This window comes from Campylobacter sp. IFREMER_LSEM_CL1085, from assembly GCF_025772235.1.
Taxonomy (GTDB): domain Bacteria; phylum Campylobacterota; class Campylobacteria; order Campylobacterales; family Campylobacteraceae; genus Campylobacter_D; species Campylobacter_D lari_D.
Map to the genome: position 1 here is coordinate 119,380 of NZ_JAKMRU010000001.1, position 19,011 is coordinate 138,390.

General features: G+C 27.9%; 23 protein-coding genes. 15 read left to right on the forward strand and 8 right to left on the reverse strand.

Annotated elements, in window-relative coordinates; translation table 11 throughout:
• The first annotated feature begins 67 nt into the window (after nucleotides 1-67).
• The 5 genes from L8W56_RS00620 (at nucleotide 68) to L8W56_RS08815 (ending at nucleotide 4,142) form a co-directional block, all read left to right on the forward strand.
• Nucleotides 68-439, forward strand: a complete 372-nt coding sequence (locus L8W56_RS00620) for a CoA-binding protein (protein WP_220567274.1) — start codon at nucleotides 68-70, stop codon at nucleotides 437-439.
• Nucleotides 432-1,643, forward strand: a complete 1,212-nt coding sequence (gene ilvA, locus L8W56_RS00625) for a threonine ammonia-lyase (protein WP_220567254.1) — start codon at nucleotides 432-434, stop codon at nucleotides 1,641-1,643. The genes L8W56_RS00620 and ilvA overlap by 8 nt, the downstream gene beginning before the upstream one ends.
• Nucleotides 1,644-1,686: 43 nt before the next feature.
• Entirely contained in the window at nucleotides 1,687-2,178 is a 492-nt protein-coding gene (locus L8W56_RS00630) for a PAS domain-containing protein (RefSeq protein WP_133318778.1), read from the forward strand.
• Between the two features lie 85 nt (nucleotides 2,179-2,263).
• The gene (locus L8W56_RS00635; protein ID WP_263659078.1) at nucleotides 2,264-2,755 is read left to right on the forward strand and encodes a PAS domain-containing protein; all 492 of its coding nucleotides are present in this window, start codon (nucleotides 2,264-2,266) and stop codon (nucleotides 2,753-2,755) included.
• Between the two features lie 652 nt (nucleotides 2,756-3,407).
• Nucleotides 3,408-4,142 carry a methyl-accepting chemotaxis protein gene (locus L8W56_RS08815; RefSeq protein ID WP_412175534.1) on the forward strand — a complete coding sequence of 245 codons (735 nt, stop codon included), beginning with the start codon at nucleotides 3,408-3,410 and terminating at the stop codon, nucleotides 4,140-4,142.
• A 10-nt stretch (nucleotides 4,143-4,152) separates the two neighbouring features.
• Here the strand turns inward: L8W56_RS08815 and lon are convergent, their stop codons facing one another.
• Both lon and bamD read right to left on the reverse strand, forming a co-directional pair.
• A complete protein-coding gene (gene lon / locus L8W56_RS00645) occupies nucleotides 4,153-6,531 on the reverse strand; it encodes an endopeptidase La (RefSeq protein ID WP_263659079.1) in 2,379 nt (792 codons plus the stop codon).
• Nucleotides 6,531-7,187 carry an outer membrane protein assembly factor BamD gene (gene bamD / locus L8W56_RS00650; RefSeq protein WP_133318782.1) on the reverse strand — a complete coding sequence of 219 codons (657 nt, stop codon included), beginning with the start codon at nucleotides 7,185-7,187 and terminating at the stop codon, nucleotides 6,531-6,533. The genes lon and bamD overlap by 1 nt, the downstream gene beginning before the upstream one ends.
• Nucleotides 7,188-7,362: 175 nt before the next feature.
• On the opposite strand from bamD, the gene fliW reads away from it, so the two are divergent.
• The 5 genes from fliW (at nucleotide 7,363) to L8W56_RS00675 (ending at nucleotide 9,904) form a co-directional block, all read left to right on the forward strand.
• Nucleotides 7,363-7,758: a flagellar assembly protein FliW gene (gene fliW / locus L8W56_RS00655; protein WP_012661666.1), complete on the forward strand. Its 396-nt coding sequence runs from the start codon at nucleotides 7,363-7,365 to the stop codon at nucleotides 7,756-7,758.
• Nucleotides 7,758-8,486 (forward strand): pyrroline-5-carboxylate reductase, encoded by a 729-nt coding sequence (locus tag L8W56_RS00660; RefSeq protein WP_263659080.1) that lies wholly within the window; start codon nucleotides 7,758-7,760, stop codon nucleotides 8,484-8,486. The genes fliW and L8W56_RS00660 overlap by 1 nt, the downstream gene beginning before the upstream one ends.
• Nucleotides 8,483-8,779 carry a hypothetical protein gene (locus tag L8W56_RS00665; protein ID WP_263659081.1) on the forward strand — a complete coding sequence of 99 codons (297 nt, stop codon included), beginning with the start codon at nucleotides 8,483-8,485 and terminating at the stop codon, nucleotides 8,777-8,779. The genes L8W56_RS00660 and L8W56_RS00665 overlap by 4 nt, the downstream gene beginning before the upstream one ends.
• Complete coding sequence (locus L8W56_RS00670) at nucleotides 8,763-9,491, forward strand: hypothetical protein (RefSeq protein ID WP_263659082.1); 729 nt, start codon at nucleotides 8,763-8,765, stop codon at nucleotides 9,489-9,491. The genes L8W56_RS00665 and L8W56_RS00670 overlap by 17 nt, the downstream gene beginning before the upstream one ends.
• 98 nt (nucleotides 9,492-9,589) lie before the next feature.
• Nucleotides 9,590-9,904: a hypothetical protein gene (locus L8W56_RS00675; protein ID WP_263659083.1), complete on the forward strand. Its 315-nt coding sequence runs from the start codon at nucleotides 9,590-9,592 to the stop codon at nucleotides 9,902-9,904.
• Here L8W56_RS00675 and L8W56_RS00680 read toward each other — a convergent pair.
• The 6 genes from L8W56_RS00680 to L8W56_RS00705 all read right to left on the reverse strand — a co-directional run bounded on the left by L8W56_RS00680 (nucleotide 9,897) and on the right by L8W56_RS00705 (nucleotide 14,753).
• The gene (locus L8W56_RS00680; protein ID WP_263659084.1) at nucleotides 9,897-10,532 is read right to left on the reverse strand and encodes a MarC family protein; all 636 of its coding nucleotides are present in this window, start codon (nucleotides 10,530-10,532) and stop codon (nucleotides 9,897-9,899) included. The two genes, L8W56_RS00675 and L8W56_RS00680, sit on opposite strands and share 8 nt — an antisense overlap.
• Before the next feature lie 52 nt (nucleotides 10,533-10,584).
• Nucleotides 10,585-10,845, reverse strand: coding sequence for a 30S ribosomal protein S18 (gene rpsR / locus L8W56_RS00685; protein ID WP_039618521.1), 261 nt, complete (start codon nucleotides 10,843-10,845; stop codon nucleotides 10,585-10,587).
• Between the two features lie 10 nt (nucleotides 10,846-10,855).
• Nucleotides 10,856-11,386, reverse strand: a complete 531-nt coding sequence (locus L8W56_RS00690; RefSeq protein WP_133318788.1) for a single-stranded DNA-binding protein — start codon at nucleotides 11,384-11,386, stop codon at nucleotides 10,856-10,858.
• A gap of 3 nt (nucleotides 11,387-11,389) precedes the next feature.
• Entirely contained in the window at nucleotides 11,390-11,764 is a 375-nt protein-coding gene (gene rpsF / locus L8W56_RS00695; protein ID WP_133318789.1) for a 30S ribosomal protein S6, read from the reverse strand.
• Between the two features lie 90 nt (nucleotides 11,765-11,854).
• Nucleotides 11,855-12,820 (reverse strand): DNA polymerase III subunit delta, encoded by a 966-nt coding sequence (holA, locus tag L8W56_RS00700; RefSeq protein ID WP_263659085.1) that lies wholly within the window; start codon nucleotides 12,818-12,820, stop codon nucleotides 11,855-11,857.
• Nucleotides 12,813-14,753: a VacB/RNase II family 3'-5' exoribonuclease gene (locus L8W56_RS00705; protein ID WP_263659086.1), complete on the reverse strand. Its 1,941-nt coding sequence runs from the start codon at nucleotides 14,751-14,753 to the stop codon at nucleotides 12,813-12,815. The genes holA and L8W56_RS00705 overlap by 8 nt, the downstream gene beginning before the upstream one ends.
• Before the next feature lie 107 nt (nucleotides 14,754-14,860).
• Between L8W56_RS00705 and ilvC the strand changes: the two genes are divergently transcribed.
• The 5 genes from ilvC to L8W56_RS00730 are packed head-to-tail and all read left to right on the forward strand — an operon-like array spanning nucleotide 14,861 to nucleotide 18,966.
• Nucleotides 14,861-15,883, forward strand: coding sequence for a ketol-acid reductoisomerase (gene ilvC / locus L8W56_RS00710; RefSeq protein ID WP_263659087.1), 1,023 nt, complete (start codon nucleotides 14,861-14,863; stop codon nucleotides 15,881-15,883).
• 1 nt (nucleotide 15,884) lies between these two features.
• Nucleotides 15,885-16,949, forward strand: coding sequence for a divergent polysaccharide deacetylase family protein (locus L8W56_RS00715; RefSeq protein WP_263659088.1), 1,065 nt, complete (start codon nucleotides 15,885-15,887; stop codon nucleotides 16,947-16,949).
• Nucleotides 16,936-17,703 carry a DNA-protecting protein DprA gene (locus L8W56_RS00720; protein WP_263659089.1) on the forward strand — a complete coding sequence of 256 codons (768 nt, stop codon included), beginning with the start codon at nucleotides 16,936-16,938 and terminating at the stop codon, nucleotides 17,701-17,703. Before L8W56_RS00715 ends, L8W56_RS00720 begins: the two co-directional genes overlap by 14 nt.
• Nucleotides 17,700-18,086: a Holliday junction resolvase RuvX gene (gene ruvX, locus L8W56_RS00725; protein ID WP_263659090.1), complete on the forward strand. Its 387-nt coding sequence runs from the start codon at nucleotides 17,700-17,702 to the stop codon at nucleotides 18,084-18,086. Before L8W56_RS00720 ends, ruvX begins: the two co-directional genes overlap by 4 nt.
• Nucleotides 18,073-18,966 (forward strand): RsmB/NOP family class I SAM-dependent RNA methyltransferase, encoded by an 894-nt coding sequence (locus L8W56_RS00730; RefSeq protein ID WP_263659091.1) that lies wholly within the window; start codon nucleotides 18,073-18,075, stop codon nucleotides 18,964-18,966. The genes ruvX and L8W56_RS00730 overlap by 14 nt, the downstream gene beginning before the upstream one ends.
• Nucleotides 18,967-19,011 lie beyond the last annotated feature (45 nt).

Consider the following 19,011-nt stretch of genomic DNA (forward strand, 5'->3'; position numbering starts at 1 on the left):
TTAGATACAATGCTTTTTTAAAAATAAGGAAAAAGCATTGTGTGATACTCATAAAATACTAAGTTCTATGAAAAATATCGCCATTATAGGACTTAGTCCTAATCAAGAAAAACCTTCGTATTTTGTAAGCAAATATTTACAAGATTTATCTTATACAATTTATCCTATCTATCCTAAAGAAGATTTTATTTTAAACGAGAAAGTTTATAGAAATTTAAGGGAAATTCCTTCTGAAATTGACACGGTTGTAATGTTTAGAAAAGCAAGTTACGCAAATGAAATTTTTGAAGATCTTTTAGCTAAAAATGTTAAAAATTTTTGGATGCAACTTGGTATTATTAACGATGAAATAATGCAAAAATGTAAAAAATTTGGTATAAATTGCGTTCAAGATCGTTGTATTAAAATAGAATTAGATAAAAAGGTAAATCATGATTGAGTTAAATAAAATTTATCAAGCAAAGCAAAAAATTGCAGATTTTGTATTAAAAACCCCTTTGGTGCACTCTTCTTTTTTAAGTGAGTTTTTAGATACTGATGTTTTTCTAAAATGTGAAAATTTACAAAAAACAGGTGCTTATAAAATCAGAGGTGCTTATAATGCTATTGCTAATTTAAGTAAAGAACAAAAGCAAGCAGGTGTAATAGCTGCAAGCGCTGGAAATCATGCACAAGGAGTTGCAATTAGTGCTAAAAAATTTGGGATAGAAGCCGTGATTGTTATGCCTGAAGCTACACCTTTGCTAAAAGTAAGTGCGACTAAAAATTTAGGTGCAAAAGTGATTTTAAAAGGAGATAATTTTGATGAGGCTTATGCTTATGCGTTAAATTATGCTAAAGAACATCATTTAAATTTTATTCATCCTTTTGAAAATGAAAGTATTATAGCAGGGCAGGGTACTTTAATGCTTGAAATGCTTGATGAAATAAGTGATTTAGATATGATTTTAGCTCCAGTTGGTGGTGGAGGTTTGATTAGTGGAGTGGCGAGTGCTGCTAAGCAGATTAATCCTAATATAAAAGTTATTGGAGTAAGTGCTAAAGGAGCTCCTGCTATGTATGAGAGTTTTAAAAGTAAAAAAATAATCAATTCAAAGGCTGTGAGAACCATAGCTGATGGTATTGCAGTGCGTGATGTAAATAAAATTAATTTTGATATTATTCTTGAATGTGTTGATGATTTTATTCAAGTTGATGATGAAGAAATAGCTAATGCGGTGTTATATTTACTTGAAAAACATAAAATCACAGTTGAAGGTGCTGGAGCATCAGCAGTTGCTGCACTTTTACATAAAAAAATAGATTTAAAAAATCATAAAAAAATAGGCGTGATTTTAAGCGGTGGAAATATTGATGTACAAATGTTAAATATTATCATAGAAAAAGGTTTGTTTAAAGCTTTTAGAAAAATGCTTATCAATGTTACTTTGGTTGATAAACCAGGAGCTTTGAGTACTTTGAGTGATGCTATAAAAGAAGCTCAAGCTAATATAGTTAAAATTGATTATGATAGATTTTCCACTAAGTTAGAATATGGTGATGCGATGATTTCAATTACTTTAGAAACAAAAGGAAAAGAACATCAAGAATTAGTCAGAAAGATACTTTATGACAAAGGTTTTAATTTCAATGAAATTTTATGATAAATGAAATATAATATTTTGTAAATAAATTATAAGGAAAAAAATGTCGCAAGAAAAAATTTTAGAACCAGATACATTAATAACCTCTAAGACAGATTTAAAAGGGGATATTATTTATGCTAATGATGATTTTTTAAAATATGCGGGTTATAAAATGGAGGAAATTTTATATAAACCTCACAATATTGTGCGTCATCCTGATATGCCAAAAACTGTTTTTAAATGTTTATGGGATTATATACAAGATGGAAAAGAAATTTTTGCTTTTGTTAAAAATAAAACCAAACAAAATGATTATTATTGGGTTTTTACTAATGTTACAGCTTCTTTTGATGAACAAGGAAATATTATAAATTATTATTCAGTTAGAAGAAAACCTAAAAGAGAGGCAATATCAACCATAGAGCAAGTTTATAAAATTCTTTTAGAAATAGAAGAAAAAGATGGTATAAAAGCCGGAGTGGATGAACTTGTTAAGATAGTTAATTCTTATGGTATGAGTTATAATCAATTAATTTTAGAGCTTCAAAGATGAATTTGATAAATTTTGTTTATAAATTATTATTTTATATTGAGATATAATTACTCCCATTTTAATTTTAAACTAAGGAGATTGTGTTATGTCTTCAGAAAAAATTCTAACCTCGGATGTTTTAATAACATCAAAAACTAATTTAAAAGGTGAGATTATTTATGCAAATGAGGATTTTTTGAGATATTCTGATTATAAAATTGAGGAAATTTTATATAAACCTCACAGTATCATGCGTCATCCTGATATGCCAAGAACGGTTTTTAAATATTTATGGGATAACATTCAGCTTAAAAAAGAAGTTTTTGCTTTTGTAAAAAATAAAACAAAATATAATGATTATTATTGGGTTTTTGCTAATGTAACTGCTTCATGTGATGAAAATGGAAACATTTTAAATTATTATTCAGTTAGAAGAAAACCAAATATGGAAGCTATCAAAACAATAGAAGAAATTTATAAAGTTCTTTTGTTGAAAGAAAAAGATGGTGGTATTAAATCTGGAATAGAAGAGTTAAAAGCAATAGTAAAATCTTATGGGGTGACCTATAATGAACTAATGATGAAAATTCAAAAATAAAAAAGGATTTCTTATGAAAAATATTTTGTTTCTTGGTATAGTTTTAAGCATAGTAGCCTGTATTAATTCTTTGTTTTATGCAGAGTTTATTTCCTTAGGTTTCTTTTTAGTTTTGTTTTGTTTATTTATATATGGATTGTTTATTTTAAAAAAAGAAGAACAATTTAGCGATAAGATTTTACATCTTAGTAGAGAGTTAAAAAATGGTAATTTTGATTCAAGAATTGTATATATTAAATGTGCTAATAAAAAATTAAAAGAAATTGCTGATAATCTTAATAATACAATAGATGGTTTAGAAGCTTATTTAAGAGAGATAAATACTTCAATTGCTTGTTCTCAAAAAGGTGAATATTTTAGAAGAGCTATCCCTGAAGGTTTAAAAGGTATTTTTGTTCATAATATTAACTTTATTAATAAAGCTTTAGATGATATAGAAAAAACAGGAAAATCTGTTTTTAAAAATGCTTTATCAAGAGAACTTATGGACTTGAGTTTAAATAGTCAAAATAAAAATTTAAACGATTTGTCTTCTGCATTAAATAAAATCATCAAACTTATGAGAGAAGTTTTTGGTGATATTAGAATAATCTCAAATACAGCACAAAAAAATGGTTTAGAAGTAGGTAATTTACAGGATTCAATTTCATCAATGATGCAAGTGGCTGATGAAAGTAAAAATGCTGTAAATACTTTTGCATCTAATGCTCAGAGTATCAATGCAATTGTTGAGGTAATTAGGGATATTGCAGATCAAACTAACCTACTTGCATTAAATGCAGCTATTGAAGCAGCTCGTGCGGGAGAGCATGGTAGAGGTTTTGCTGTGGTTGCAGATGAAGTAAGACAACTTGCTGAAAAAACACAAAAAGCAACAGGTGAAATTACTTTAGCAATTCAAGTAATGAATCAAGAAATTGCTTCTATACAAGAAAATAGCGAAAAAGTGTTTGATATTGCAAATTCTTCTGATAGTAAAGTTGCTGATTTTAGTGAGGCGTTTAAAGAATTAGAGGATAAAAGCTCTCATTTAGGAAAAGAATTTGTTAATTTTGCTTCTGATTTAACTCTTTCTGCAATGAAAATAGATCATATATTATATAAATCTGATGTTTATTTAACTCTAAATGGTTCTCAAGAAAATCTTCAAAATCTAGATCCTATTTCAACTTTATGTAAAGATGAAGATGCAAAAAGTATTTTCTGTCCTTTAATTTCTCAAAATGAAATGGAGGTTAAGAGTGAGAAAATACAAAGTGCGGCAAGTAAAGCTATAAAAATAGCTAAAAAGGACAACATATCAAAAGAAGATTATGACTCTATTATTAATGATATAAGAGAACTTGAAAATGAAAGTAGAGTAGTTATGAATAAATTAGAAGCTTAAAGCTTCTAATTTAGATAAGAGCTATTTTTAAAACTTCTTGTAAATTTTTCACCCCAATAATTTTCATATTTTTTACTACTTCTTCAGGAATATCTTTTAAATCTCTTTCATAGTTTTTATGTGGGATAATGGCTGTTTTAATATCAGCTTTATAAGCAGCAATAAGTTTTTCTTTTAAACCACCTATTGGTAAAACATTGCCCATTAGATCAATTTCTCCAGTCATTGCAACATTTGATTTTACTTTCTTGTCGCTAAAAATAGAAGCAATGGCTGTGGTAATAGTTATGCCTGCACTTGGTCCGTCTTTTGGAGTGGCTCCATCTGGTACATGAATGTGAAGATTGTATTGATTGTATATGTTTTCATCTTCTTTGTAGAAAAGTTTCTTTGAGACTTTAATTTGTTCATCATCGATTAAATTCTTAACAAGACTTTGAGCAATTTTTGCTGATTCTTTCATTACATCACCTAAGCTTCCTGTTAAAGTTAGATCACCCTTGCCTTTGATTTTAATGGCTTCGATTTTCAATACATCTCCACCTACTGCAGTCCAAGCAAGTCCATTTACCTGTCCGATTTTATTTTCTTTTTCGTGCTTTTCTATTTCAAAGACTTTTTTACTTAAAAAATCTTTTAAATTTTTATCATTAATTTCAATATTTTTAATATCTTTTTCTAAAAGAAGTTTTTTAACACATTTTCTACAAATTTCAGCAATTTTTCTTCTTAAATTTCTTACACCTGATTCTCTAGTATATTCATTCACTATTAATTCTATAGCATCATCACTAAAGCTTATTTCTTCTTTTTTTAATCCATGTTTTTTTATTTCATCAGGTATGAGATAGTTTTTGGCTATTTGGAATTTCTCTTGAGGAGTGTAAGAGCTAAGTTCTATAAATTCCATTCTATCTTTTAGAGCAGGTGGAATTAAACTTGCATCATTTGCAGTAGCTATGAAAATGATTTTGCTTAAATCGATGTTGAAATTTAGATAATAATCTCTAAATTTAGTATTTTGTTCAGGATCTAAGATTTCAAGTAAAACTGCACTTGGATCTCCTCTATGATTGTGACTTAGTTTATCAATCTCATCAAGCACAACTACTGGGTTGCTTTGTTTTGCTTCTATAAGTCCTTGTATAATGCGTCCTGGCATAGCTCCTATATAGGTTCTTCTATGTCCTCTTAGTTCATTAACATCTTCTAAACCACCTAAAGCTATGCGCACTAACTCTCTTTTTAATGCCTTTGCGACTGAATTTGCTAAAGAAGTCTTGCCAACACCAGGAGGGCCAACTAAGCACAAGATAACTTTTGCACCATCTCTATCTTTAATCTTGCGTTTTTCTAAAAGTTCTTTAACTGCAAAGTATTCTTCAATACGCTCTTTTGGTTTTTCTAGAGCATAGTGATCACTATTGAGTTGTAAAGATACATCTTTTAAATTTAGTTTTTTCTTTGAGGAGTGCTCAAAAGGTATATCTAAAACCGTTTCTATGTAAGTTTGCACCATAGAAGCTTCTGAATTATCTTGATGAATTCTTTCGTATTTTTGAATTTGCTTTTTGATTTCTTTATAAGCCTCTTCATACATAAAAGCTTTTTTCTTTTCTAATTTTTTATTATATTCCTCTACTTCGCTTTCTTTTTGTATATCGCTTCCAAGCTCTCTTTGAATTTGTTTGAGTTGTTCTTTTAAAAAGTATTCTTTATTAACCTTGTCAATTTTAGAATGAACTTTATTTTTGATTTCTTTTTGGATTTTATTTGCTTCAATTTCTTTAGCTAAATAATCAATTAAATTTAAAAGCTTAGTTTCTAAATTAGTTTCGATAAAAAATTCATAAGCTTGTTGTTTTTTGATTTTAATAGAATTTAATATTAGATCACAAATTCTGCTAGGCTCGACATCTTCTTCTATAGTTCTTAAAAGATCAGGTGGAAAATAATGACTCACAGTCGATAAAGCTTTTGCTTTTTCTCTAACTACTTCTATAATAGCTTCTTTTTTTGTATTGCAAATTGGCTCTTGATGAATTAAATCAACTAAAGCATATAAAGGATCATCCGAAATTCTCTCAACAATCTTGGCTTTTGCATATCCTTGGAATAAAATTTTAATCCTGCCATCAGGCAGTGGAACTTTTCTCATAATACTCCCAATGACACCACAATCATATATATCATCAAAGCCACGCCCACCTTCAATTTTTGATGGTGCCACAAAAATCATACTTTCATTTTGTAAAGCGGTATCTAAGGCTTTAATATTTTGCATATCATTTAAAAAAATAGGTGTTATCATAAAAGGGTATAAAAAAAGCTCATCTTCTACAAGAATGGGAAGTTTTGTTGGATAGTTTTGAGTATTTTCTAATTTCATTACATTATACCTTCTTCAAATATTTTTCTATACCATGGAAGTTCTGGTTTAATCATATCGATTTTATTAAAATCGGAATTTTCGATTTTTTGCTTATAAATCTCATAGCTTTGTTCTCTGTTTTTTTTCTGATATAACTCTGCTATACTTGTATCAAGGTAAAAAACTGCAAGATTAAATTTAGTTAGCATAGTATCGATTAAATCATTATATTGTACATTAGGATAGTTTTGATTGTATTCTTTGATTTCTTCTATTGTTTTTAGCATTAAAGCTTGGTTACGATTTGGAACAGCAAAAGAGTCAAATTTAGCTTTGATTTTTAAATATCTTATATAAGCTACATTTTTAGAATCACCAAATTTGTTTAAATATTCATCAAGATAAAAATTTGCCATTTCATATTCTTCTTCACTAATATGAGCTTGAGCTAATATAAGTAAAGTTTGTTCTAATAATGGATCAGCAATATGTTCACCTGCCATTGAAGTATAGTGTTTATCAGCTGCTTCAAGATTTTTTTCTTGTAAATCTTTTATAATTTGTTGATACCATTCCATAGAACTTAGATTATATAAATCTTCAGCTTTTTTCGAGCTACATGCTCCTAAAAATAAACCTGCAATAATAAGTGAAAAAATAAAAAGTTTTTTCATTGTGTTACCTTATAAATTTAATAATTGTAATTATAATGTTTTTATGTTTATGAAATTGTTAATTTTTAAAACTAAAATTATAGTCAAAAACTCTTAATTAGTGTAATTTTTAAAATTGGAACTAAAATTGCTTAATGAGTTGTAATTTCTTAGTCAATAGATTTTAGGAGGCAAGATGAACTTAGAAGTTAAATGTCCTATTTTAGGTTTTGAAGATACCAAAAATATGAATTTTTATAAAATAGACGAGGTTTTTTATAGACTTAAAAGCCTTGATGGTAAAGATTTTTCTTTTGTGATGATTGATCCTTATATGATCCGTCCTGATTATGATTTTGAAGTGCCTGATTATTATCAAGAATTATTAGCTTTAAATGAGCAAACTAATTTTGGTGTGTTTGTTATAGTGGCTATTAATGAGCCATTAGAAGAATCTACGGTAAATTTTTTAGCACCTGTTGTGATGAATTATGATAATAACTCTTTAGTGCAAGTGATTTTAGATACAAGCAAATATCCTAATTATTTTCAGTCTGAAAAGATTTCAGCTTTTATTAAACAAACAAAATAATGTCTGAAATTTATATTTTAGGAAATGGTGCTATGGCAAGTGCTATAGCTAAAGGTTTAGAGGATACTTATAAAGTAGTTATTGTTGCTAGGGATTTAAAAAAAGCTAGTGGTTTAAATTTAAAAGTATTATCATATGATGAGTTTGATATGGATAATAAAAATATTATTTTGGCTTTTAAACCTTATGCGTTAGAAGAAGTAGCTGTTAAATTAAAAGGCAAGGCAAGATGGCTTATTTCGGTTTTAGCAAACACTACTTTTGAGCGGCTTCATTGTATTGATGCACAAAATTATGTGAAAATTATGCCAAATACAGCAGCCGAATTTAAAGCTTCTACAACTGCTTATTTAATGGAAAAAGATTTATTTAAAGATGAAATTTTATCTTTGTTAAATACTTTTGGTAAAGCCATAAGTTTGCAAAATGAAAAAGAATTTGATATAGCTATGGTTTTGAGCGGTTGCGCTCCTGCATTTTTAGCTTTGGTAGCAGAAAGTTTAGCTAATGCAGGTGTGAAAAATGGTTTAAAAAATGAGCTTAGTTATGAGCTTACTCGCGCAAGTTTTGAAAGCTTTAGTGCTTTGTTTAATCATGCTCATCCTGCTATTATTAAAGAAAAAATTTGTTCTCCAGCAGGGGTAACTATAAAAGGAATTGAAGCTTTGGAAAAAAGAGCTTTACGTGGTGCTTTTTTTGAAGCTTTTAATGCAAGTTTAAATAAATGAAGCAAGCTTTTAGTCTCCTAGAGCTTGCTTTTTGTATTGTAATTTTATCTTTTATTTTTGGATCTTATTATCTTGTATTTACAAATAAATCTTTAAATGTTATATGGCAAAATCAAACCCTTTTTAATGAAGAAAAAGAATTGCTAAATAAAATTCCTTCATATAAAGCAAAAGAGATAAATATAAATACTTACAACTTTTTAGAATACACTAGTGATGAATTTAAACTCAAATCTTTAAAAATAAAAGATTTATCCTATAAAGAAGCTTTTATAGATGACAAAGGCTTTTAGTTTATTGGAACTTGCGTTAAGCCTTGTTATTTTGGGTATTTTGATTACTATTTTAATTAATCCAGCTATGTATATTTATAATTATAGTTTTAATGTTAAAAAATCTAGTGAAATATTTTTTGATTTAAATCAAGCTTTACTTAGCATGGAGAAAATTTATAATTCTTGCTTGAATGCAATATTTACAAGTAATTCTTTTGAGTGTTATATGAGTGCAAATGATGATATTTTTTATGATTTGTCATTAAAAAAATTAAACTTCAGTGGTATTATTTTAGAAAATAATGAAAGTTTTTTTAGTCCAAAAAGTAATTTGCATTTTATAGAAAATGGAATTTCTGAAGGAATTTTGAGCAATTATAAAGATATGCATAGTATGAAGAAGTTGAAAATATATACTAGTGATTATATGTATATTTATGATATAAAAAATTCAAAAATCTATAAAATATTAGTTGATGATAGAGAAAAAATCAATTTTTTTGATGAGAGTTTTAGCGGATTTTGTACTATTTTATATGCTTATATTAAGGTGTATTTGAAAAATAAAAATATTTATATGCAAATTGATGATTTAAATCATAACAAACAAGTATTTTTATTAGCTCAAAATATTTCAAAACTTATTTTCAAGCATGATGGCGAGTTATTAAAAATTACAATTTGCAGTAATACTCAAAATAGATGTTTAGATAAATGGATGCTTTTGTGAAAAAATCATTTGCAATGATATATACAATATTTTTTATTTTATTTATTTCTTTTATTATGGCGTTTATAATAAAAATTTCTTCATATCCACCAAGAATTATGAAAGATTTAGCGCTTTATACTCAAGGAAATATTTTACTTCATGATGCAAAAGAGTTTGCTAAATATTTTTTATATCAAGCCTATTTGGAGGGTAAAGAATGCTTAAGTGAATATAATTTTGAATATAATAATATAAAAATACGAATTGATTATGCTTATCCTTTGGGTGAATGTAAAAATAATAAATTAATTGCAAAGTATGTTCATGCAAAAAGTATTGTAGCGGTAAATATTAGTGTGTTGTTAAATACCAATAAAGCAGTAAATGAAGAAGTGTTTTTACAAAAAAGTTTTTTTATTTATCCTAGGTAGATTGAATGTAAGTTTGAATTCCAATAGCTATCATTTTTACTCCCATAGCCATAATAAAAACTAAAGCAATGCGTGAAAAAACATAAAGCACAAGCTTACCGATAACTTTTTCAATAGTAGCTGAAAAGTGAAATAAAGCAAAAATAAAAGCAAAAGTAAGTAATACAGAAGCTATGGCTATAGCTAAATTTTGATCTTCTGAAATAACTACTATGGTAGAAAGTGTTCCAGGTCCTACAAGCATAGGAAATGCCATTGGCACTATACTTTTTTTTAATAATTCTTTGTGGCTTAATCCTTGATAGTGTTGAAATTGAGTGCTTGATGGGGTGAAAAGTAGATTTTTTGTACTCATAATGATTAAAATCAAACCACCTGCAACTCGTAAATCATTAATATCTATTTTAAATAAATATTTCATGATAAATGGTCCAGAAAGTAAAAAAACTAAAACAATACAAAATGCAGTGTAAATGATATTTCTAAAAAGTTTTTTTCTTATATCAGCATCTAGACCTTCAGTCATTGCAATAAATTGTGGAAGATTTCCAAAAGGATTTAAAACTGCTATAATAGCAACGGATGCAAGTAAAATAACATAAATTTCAGATTCTATATCTGAAAACATAAAACAACCTTTTATTTTCCCAAGCTTAAAAAGCTTGGGTTTGATTTAATAATTATAGTCCTTCAAAAGGATTAGTAACAACTTCTTTTCTATCTACGATATAAGGGATAAGTGCTACATGTCTTGCACGCTTAATAGCAACTTCAACCATTTCTTGGTGTTTTTTGCTAGTGCCTGTTAAACGGCGTGGCATGATTTTAAATCTTTCTGATAAAGCATGTTTTAGCAATGCTGTATCTTTATAGTCTATAAAATCAACTTTAGCTTCAGTATATTTACAATATTTGCGTGAGTATTTTCTTTTTTCTGCCATGTTTTTTCCTTTAAAATGGTAATTCTGTATCATCATCATATTTATCAATATCAATTTCCTTCATAGGGGCTTCCTTTTGAGGATTTTGATAGGTATTATTAGATGAATTTGTTCTAGTTTGTACTTGAGCATAAGGATCAAAGCTTTGTTGTTGATTAAAATTTTGATTATAACCATAATTTTGATTTTCAAAATTACTTTGTTGATTATTTTGTACAGTTGAACCTAGCATTTCTAAATTTTCAACTTGAATACTATGCTTTGATCTGTTTTGTCCATTTTGATCGCTCCATTGCTCAAATCTCAAACGACCTTCGATTAAAATTTTACTACCTTTATTAAGGTATTGATTAGCAATTTCTGCAGTTCTTCCAAAAAAGCTAATGTCGATAAAGCAGGTTTCCTCTCTTTTTTCTCCTGTATTTGTACTAAATCTTCTTGTTACAGCTATAGCAGAAGAGCCTATTGCGCTACCTGATGGAGCATAACGCATTTCTATGTCCCTTGTAAGATTCCCTACTAAAACGACTTTGTTAAACATTAATTAGCCTTCTGTGCTTTCACTAGCTTTAATTTCTTTTTTATTTTGTTTGATACCCTTGCTTAGTCTTTCCCAAGCTGCAATTTCTTTTTTATTTTCATATTTTACGATTAAAAATCTGATTACTTCTTCAGTGATTCTTAATACCCTTTCAAGCTCTGCTATTAAATTTGTAGGAGCTTTGAAATAAATCACAAAATAAGTTCCTCTTTCGTATTTTTTAATTTTGTACGCAAGTTTTCTTGTTCCCATTGGAACTACGCTTTCAATTTCCGCGCCATTTTTTGTAAGGACTTCTTTTACGAATTCCAACTTAGCACTTACTTCTTCTTCTGTAAGTGTTGGTTTTAATATGAATAAAACTTCATAATGTCTCATTTAATTTCTCCTTATGGATATAAAGCCTAAAATTTTAGGCAAGGATTTTGCATAAAATGCAAATTTCATTTTACCATAAGTTTTCTTAATTTAACTTTTTAATATGGAGCTAAGTTGTAAAAGTGTTGCGATTAAAAATTCTTTTTTTTCTATTTTAGAATTCTTTTTTAATTCATATTCGCAATTACAAAGTATCAGAAAGATATTTTTATATTGTGATATTTTGATCATAAGAGCTTGTTTTTGAAGATTTTGTGCCACAGAAATAGGTGGAGCATAGCCTAAAATTTCTTTTAAGTCTAAATTTCCATAAATTTTAATATGTAAAGCTATTTTAAAAAGTCTAGAAAAATTTGCATATAAGGCATTAATCAATGCTATTTCATTGTAATTTTCTAAAATATTTTCAAGTTCGTTTCTTAAATCTTGTTTTTGCATTAATTTATCAAAAAAACTTTCAAAACTAATAGTACTTAAACTATAACAATGCTCTTGGATAATTTTTTCATCGATATTTAGACCACTAAATTTATTTAACTCATTAGCTGCTAAATATAAATTTTCATTAAAATTATAAAAAAGAGCATAAAGGGCATTTTGAGTAATGTTAATATTTAATTCTTTAGCTTTTAAAGCTAGTAATTCCATGCCTTCCTTAGCTGAATTTACTTTATAAAATCTACAAAAATTATTAGCAAAAATTTTCTCCGCTTCACTTTGTTTGGAGCTTTCATCATAAATTTCAAGTAAAAAATAATTATCTTGCGAATTTTGACAAAGCTGTAAAAGTTGCTTGAGTTCTTTACTTGGGATTTTCTTTTGAGTTTTGATTTCTAGCAATTTTCTTTCGCTAAATAAGGAAGCGCTAGATAAATAATCATATGCTTGCTTAAAATCATATTCTTCAAAATAAAATCTTAAACTCTCATCAAAAGAGTATTTGTCTTTAATAAATTTAGTATAAAGCTCTATTTGGAAATTATCCGCTCCATAAAGTAAGAAATAATTAGGAAAATTATTGCTATTAAGTAAACTTTGGAGTTGATTTTTATACATTTTGGTTTCTTTCTAAACTAAAATACTTGGTGATTTTGCCAAAAATTTTAGCACTAACAATATCTACTTCAGTGATTTCTACTTCTACATTTTCTAATAAATTTGCCCTTGAACCTACGATGGTAATCAAAGCTCCCTTAATTTCATCATTTAATTTTAGTTGTAATGAACTTTGATTTTCTACCACTAAAGCCTTAAATCTTTTTCCTATATTTTCTTTTGCCCATCTTGCAAATTTTCTATCCATGAAATGCCAAGCAACTTTATCCGCCTCTCTTTCTAGTAAGCTTAATTCCTCACAAGTGCTTTGTATATTTAAAAGCAAATAATTAAACATTTTTTCATCATTGTTGATTTTAGCTTTTAAAAGTCTATGTAATATAAGATCAGAATATCTTCTAATAGGACTTGTAAAATGGGTATATTTATCAAAACCTAAGCCAAAATGCCCTGCATTTTCACTAGAATATTCTGCTTTTTTTTGCGCCTTGATGATGAGTTTATCTACTTCTTCTCTTATATTTAGCTCATTTGCTAAGACTTGAATGTCTTTAAATAATTCTATGACATTATTTTTAGGATTAATATCTATACTAAGTGTTGAAAGATCAGCTAGCAATTGATCTATTTTTTTATAATCAGGACTTAAATGATTTCTAAAAACTCCTATATCAATGAGTTTTGCTGCAGCTTTATTAGCTAAAAGCATGCAATCTTCGATTAAATTATGCGAGGCAGTGTCATTTTCAAGGCGTGTTTTTATGAGTTTATTATTTTCATCTAAAGTCATTCTTAGCTCTTGGGTTTTAAACTCACAAGCATTTTTTAATCGTTTTTTTCGTAAATTTTGAGTGATTTTGAAAACCTCATAAAGCCAATTGATTGCGCCTAAATCTTCTTGCGTTTGTAAATACTCATCAACTTCATCGTAATTAAAACGGCGTTTTGAGTTGATAATAGCTTCAAAAAGCTCTTCTTTAATCACTTCATTATTTTGATCTAAGCTTATTTTAAAACAAAATGCTAATCTATCTTCATTAGGTTTTAGTGAGCAAATATTTTCACTCAAAGCTCTTGGTAACATAGGTATAGCAATATGAGGAAAATAAATCGAAAAACCCCTTGATCTTGCTTCTTTATCAATAGCGCTATAAGCATGCACATAAGCGCTTACATCAGCTATGGCTACATAAATAGCATGCTCATTTTTATCATAATAAATTGCATCATCAAAATCTTTTGCATCAATTGGATCAATGGTGCAAAAATTTAAATTTCTAAGATCTTTTCTTGATGGATACATACTTGCATCAACTTTATCTCCATAAGCTTTTGCTTCATTTTCACATAAATTATCAAAAACTGCATTTTTATTAAAAAGTGCTAAGGAAATTTTTTCATCTACAAAATCATCATCAATATGCCCTATCACTTCAGTGATATTATTATCATGATTTTCTATTTTTAAAATAGTTCCTAAAGGCAGAGCTTTTAAGGATTTTTGAGAGGCTTTTAAGGCACATGTAAGTCCTGTTTGAATATTTACTCCAAGGACTGCTTCGCCGTATTTTTTAGTCATAACCAAAGATGTTTCATGGGCTCTTTTAAGTATTAAAATAACTTTAGCACTTGGGCGCTTTTTTTTAAGAGGGAGTAATTTTGCTACAACTATATCAGCATAATTTGCTCCTTTTAAATTTTTATTTTCTATGAGCAAATCACGCTTAAAAACAGGATCAAAACTTTCTAAAAATCCCGTTCCATTAGCTGAAATATCAATCTTACCAAAAGTAAAGCCATCTTTTAAATAGTATTTGTTTTTATAAAATTTAATGATATCGCAAGTTAGTAACTCTCTAATGATTTGCTTGCTTTTATTGGTAATTTCATCAGCATTTAGACCATAGCTTAGTTGATTAAATAATTCTTTCATAATACTCTTTATAGTAATTTTTCAAAGCTTAAATTTTATCATAAAAGGATTAAATTTATATTTTTTAGTTATAATCTTTGCTTTAATTTTAATTTTAGGAGTGCATAATGGCTGTGTCAATTTATTATGATAAAGATTGTGATATTAATTTAATAAAATCAAAAAAAGTAGCTATTATAGGTTTTGGCTCTCAAGGTCATGCTCATGCTATGAATTTAAGAGATAGTGGTGTAGAAGTGATCATAGGCTTAAAAGAGGGTGGGCAAAGTTGGGCAAAAGCTCAAAAAGCAAATTTTATAGTAAAAAGTGTAAAAGAAGCTACTAAAGAAGCAGATTTGATTATGATTTTAGCTCCTGATGAAATTCAAAGTGAAATTTTTAATGAAGAAATTAAAACTGAATTAAAAGCAGGTAAAACTCTAGCATTTGCACATGGATTTAATATCCATTATGGACAAATTGTTGCTCCAAAAGGTATAGATGTGATTATGATAGCTCCTAAAGCTCCAGGTCATACTGTAAGACATGAATTTAGTATAGGCGGGGGCACTCCTTGCTTAATTGCTATCCACCAAGATGAAAGTAAAAATGCTAAAAATTTAGCTTTAAGTTATGCTAGTGCTATAGGTGGTGGTAGAACAGGTATTATAGAAACGACTTTTAAAGCTGAAACTGAAACAGATTTATTTGGCGAACAAGCGGTGCTTTGTGGAGGACTTAGTGCTTTAATCCAAGCTGGTTTTGAAACCTTAGTTGAAGCAGGGTATGAACCTGAAATGGCGTATTTTGAGTGTTTGCATGAAATGAAATTAATTGTAGATTTGATTTATCAAGGTGGTATTGCTGATATGAGATATTCTGTTTCTAATACTGCTGAATATGGAGATTATATCACAGGGCCTAAGATTATTACCAAAGAAACTAAAGAGGCTATGAAAGGTGTTTTAAAAGATATACAAAATGGAAGTTTTGCTAAAGATTTTATCTTAGAAAGAAGAGCGAATTTTGCAAGAATGCATGCAGAGCGTAAATTAATGAATGATTCTTTGATAGAAAAAACAGGACGCGAACTTCGCGCTATGATGCCTTGGATTAGTGCTAAAAAATTAGTTGATAAAGATAAAAACTAATTTGAAAACTATAAATAAAAAATACAAAGTGCTTTTAGCGCTTTGTCTTGTTGTAATTGGAATTTTTCTTTTTGCATTTGGAGCTTTGTTTTTAAAAAAAGAAGAAAATAAAGGTTTAGATTACAATCAAACAATAAACAAAAAAGAACCATTACCTATAATAGAACAAGAAAATAATTTTAGTTTTAATGATATAAATTTGACTTTAGAAAATGAAAATTTAGAATTTTTAGATAAAAATATTAGTGAAATTTTAAATTTAAACCCTGTAAATACAGAGTTAAATCAAACTAAAGAAGATAATCAAACTTCAATTTTAGAAGTAATAGATCAAAATACAAGCAAAGAATCAAAAAATGAAGAGCAAAATATATCAGATAAAAGCGAGGATAATAAAACTCAAATTCTAGTACAAAAAAATACCAAGCCTCGTCTAGCAATTATTATAGATGATATGGCAAGTCACACTCATGTAGATATGCTTAAAAAAACAAATTTAAAATTAATCCCATCTTTTTTTCCACCTGACAAACGCCATCCTTATACAGCTGAGTTTGCAAAGGATTTTGACTTTTTTATGGTGCATTTGCCTCTTGCTGCTATAAAATATGACAAGGCAGAATTAAACACTTTACACCCTAGTGATGATATGGAAAAAATAAGCAAGCGTATTGCTTTTGTAAAAGAACAATTTCCAAAGGTAAAATTTATTAACAACCATACAGGAAGTTTATTTACTGCAAATAAGCAGGCTATGGAAAAATTATTTAATGCTTTTAAACAAAATGATTTTATTTTTGTAGATTCAAGAACCATAGGAAATTCTAAAGCTAAAAATTTAGTAAGTCAATTTAATCAGCCTTATATAGCTAGAGATGTTTTTTTGGATAATGAAGATGATATAGCATATATTAAAAATCAACTCAAACAAGCAGTAGAAGAGGCAAGAAAGAAAGGTTTTGCTATAGCTATTGGTCATCCAAGAGAAAAGACTTTTAAAGCTTTGGTGCAAAGTAAAGATTTGTTAAATTCAGTTGAACTTGTATATTTAAATGAAATTTATTGAGAATATTGAAGATTTTAAAAATCTTTTAAATCCACCTTCAAAGATTTATTATAAAGGCAATTTAGAGCTTTTAAATGCTAGAAAAGTAGCTATTATAGGTTCTAGAAAAATGAGCGTTTATACTAAAAATTGTCTCATTGAGTTAGTATCTTTGTTAAAAAAGACTAAGGTTTGTGTAGTAAGTGGTGGGGCTTTGGGTGTGGATATCCAAGCAGCTAAAATAGCTTATCCTCAAACTATAGCCATATTTGCTAATGGACTTGATGAGATTTATCCAAAAGCTAATACAAATGAAATTTTAAATATTTATGAAAATGCATTAGCTTTAAGTGAAAATGAAGCAAAATATAAAGCAAAGCCATATGATTTTTTATTAAGAAATAGGCTTATTATTGCTTTAAGTGAGGTTGTTATAATAGCTCAAGCTGATTTAAAAAGTGGTTCTATGCAAAGTGCAAGGCTTGCTTTGAGTATGAATAAACCTATATATGTATTACCTCATAGGAAAGATGAAAGTGAAGGAACAAATTTACTTTTAGCCACAAAAAAAGCAAATTTAATTCATAATTTTGAGGAATTTGTAAAAATGTTTGGAGAGCTTTATCAAGAGCAAAGTGAGGATGATTTGTTAAGCTTTTTAAAGCATGAAAATGATTTAGAAAAAGTTTTGAAAAAATTTGGTGATAGAGTTTATGAATATGAACTTGAGGGTCTGGTGGAAATTTCTGGAGTGAAAGTAAGAGCTTGCATATGAATACTTTAGCGTTAGATATAGGTTTAAAGCGTATTGGTGTTGCTTTGTGTATTAATAAAAGCATGGCCATGCCACTTGAAGCTATCATTAGAAAAAACCGCAATCAAGCAGCAAATGAGGTAAAAAAATACATTAAAGACTATGATGTAAATACTTTGGTGGTAGGAATTCCTTTGGGCGGATCTAGTGAAGATGAAATGCGAAAAAGAATAGAGTATTTCATATCTTTACTTGGTTTTGATAAAGAAGTTTTTTTTGTTGATGAGAGTTTTAGCTCTAAAAACGCACAAGAGCTTGGTGTAGTGAATTTAAAGAAAAAAGATGGCAAACTTGATTCTTTAGCTGCATATTTATTTTTAAAGGATTTTTATGGCCTTGCTTGATTTAAATACAGCTTTAGATGAAATTTATACAAAAGAGCAAAAAGAACAAATCCTTCAAAGTTTTAATCAAGAAAAATATGTCAATATTTTTAGAAATTCTTTGCTTATTGACAATGAAAAACTAGAAGAAATTCTAAATGAAAAAAATATAAAATTTAAAAAAATTGATTTGTATTGTTATAAAATACCTAGTATTTTTAAAAGCAAATTAAGCTCAATGAATGCTTTTAATGAGGGTAAGTTTTATATACAAAATTATTCTTCGTATTTATGTGCTAAAACCTTGGGCGTTAAAGCTGGTGAGAGTGTATTAGATATGTGTGCAGCTCCTGGTGGAAAAAGTTTAAATTTGGCCAATTTTATGCAAAATGAAGGTTATTTAGCAAGTTGTGAATTATCTAAAACACGCTTTTTTACCTTAAAAACAACTATGGAAAATTATCAAGTTAAAATTGCAAAATGCTTCTTAAAAGACGCACGCACTATAGGTAAAGCTTGTCCTTTGAAATTTGATAAAATTTTGCTTGATGCGCCTTGTTCAACTTTTGCAAAAATGGGTTTTGAAATACAAAAAAACACAAAAGAAATTAAGAAAATAGCAAATTTACAAAAAAAACTTTTACATTCAGCATTACTAGCCTTAAAACATGGTGGGGAATTGGTGTATAGTACTTGTACATTTTTAAGAGAAGAAAATGAAGCTGTTTTAGAAAATGCGTTAAGAAATGAAAATTTTAAATTAGAATTACTAGATTTTGATTTATTAAATGTTAATTTCATTAATGCGAAAAGTGATGATTTTGACTTGTCATTTGCCAAAAGAGTTTTACCAGATAATTATGCAGATGGGTTTTTTATAGCAAAAGTGAAAAAACATTAAAAATCAATAAAATTAAATGTGAAAAATATTTTTACTCATAAAACT

Excerpts from the sequence above, each read along its gene's own strand:
- L8W56_RS00620 (WP_220567274.1), top strand. The coding sequence starts at position 68 with ATGAAAAATATCGCCATTATAGGACTTAGTCCTAATCAAGAAAAACCT.
- ilvA (WP_220567254.1), top strand. The coding sequence starts at position 432 with ATGATTGAGTTAAATAAAATTTATCAAGCAAAGCAAAAAATTGCAGAT.
- L8W56_RS00630 (WP_133318778.1), top strand. The coding sequence starts at position 1,687 with ATGTCGCAAGAAAAAATTTTAGAACCAGATACATTAATAACCTCTAAG.
- L8W56_RS00635 (WP_263659078.1), top strand. The coding sequence starts at position 2,264 with ATGTCTTCAGAAAAAATTCTAACCTCGGATGTTTTAATAACATCAAAA.
- L8W56_RS08815 (WP_412175534.1), top strand. The coding sequence starts at position 3,408 with ATGATGCAAGTGGCTGATGAAAGTAAAAATGCTGTAAATACTTTTGCA.
- lon (WP_263659079.1), bottom strand. The coding sequence starts at position 6,531 with ATGAAATTAGAAAATACTCAAAACTATCCAACAAAACTTCCCATTCTT.
- bamD (WP_133318782.1), bottom strand. The coding sequence starts at position 7,187 with ATGAAAAAACTTTTTATTTTTTCACTTATTATTGCAGGTTTATTTTTA.
- fliW (WP_012661666.1), top strand. The coding sequence starts at position 7,363 with ATGAACTTAGAAGTTAAATGTCCTATTTTAGGTTTTGAAGATACCAAA.
- L8W56_RS00660 (WP_263659080.1), top strand. The coding sequence starts at position 7,758 with ATGTCTGAAATTTATATTTTAGGAAATGGTGCTATGGCAAGTGCTATA.
- L8W56_RS00665 (WP_263659081.1), top strand. The coding sequence starts at position 8,483 with ATGAAGCAAGCTTTTAGTCTCCTAGAGCTTGCTTTTTGTATTGTAATT.
- L8W56_RS00670 (WP_263659082.1), top strand. The coding sequence starts at position 8,763 with ATGACAAAGGCTTTTAGTTTATTGGAACTTGCGTTAAGCCTTGTTATT.
- L8W56_RS00675 (WP_263659083.1), top strand. The coding sequence starts at position 9,590 with ATGAAAGATTTAGCGCTTTATACTCAAGGAAATATTTTACTTCATGAT.
- L8W56_RS00680 (WP_263659084.1), bottom strand. The coding sequence starts at position 10,532 with ATGTTTTCAGATATAGAATCTGAAATTTATGTTATTTTACTTGCATCC.
- rpsR (WP_039618521.1), bottom strand. The coding sequence starts at position 10,845 with ATGGCAGAAAAAAGAAAATACTCACGCAAATATTGTAAATATACTGAA.
- L8W56_RS00690 (WP_133318788.1), bottom strand. The coding sequence starts at position 11,386 with ATGTTTAACAAAGTCGTTTTAGTAGGGAATCTTACAAGGGACATAGAA.
- rpsF (WP_133318789.1), bottom strand. The coding sequence starts at position 11,764 with ATGAGACATTATGAAGTTTTATTCATATTAAAACCAACACTTACAGAA.
- holA (WP_263659085.1), bottom strand. The coding sequence starts at position 12,820 with ATGTATAAAAATCAACTCCAAAGTTTACTTAATAGCAATAATTTTCCT.
- L8W56_RS00705 (WP_263659086.1), bottom strand. The coding sequence starts at position 14,753 with ATGAAAGAATTATTTAATCAACTAAGCTATGGTCTAAATGCTGATGAA.
- ilvC (WP_263659087.1), top strand. The coding sequence starts at position 14,861 with ATGGCTGTGTCAATTTATTATGATAAAGATTGTGATATTAATTTAATA.
- L8W56_RS00720 (WP_263659089.1), top strand. The coding sequence starts at position 16,936 with ATGAAATTTATTGAGAATATTGAAGATTTTAAAAATCTTTTAAATCCA.
- ruvX (WP_263659090.1), top strand. The coding sequence starts at position 17,700 with ATGAATACTTTAGCGTTAGATATAGGTTTAAAGCGTATTGGTGTTGCT.
- L8W56_RS00730 (WP_263659091.1), top strand. The coding sequence starts at position 18,073 with ATGGCCTTGCTTGATTTAAATACAGCTTTAGATGAAATTTATACAAAA.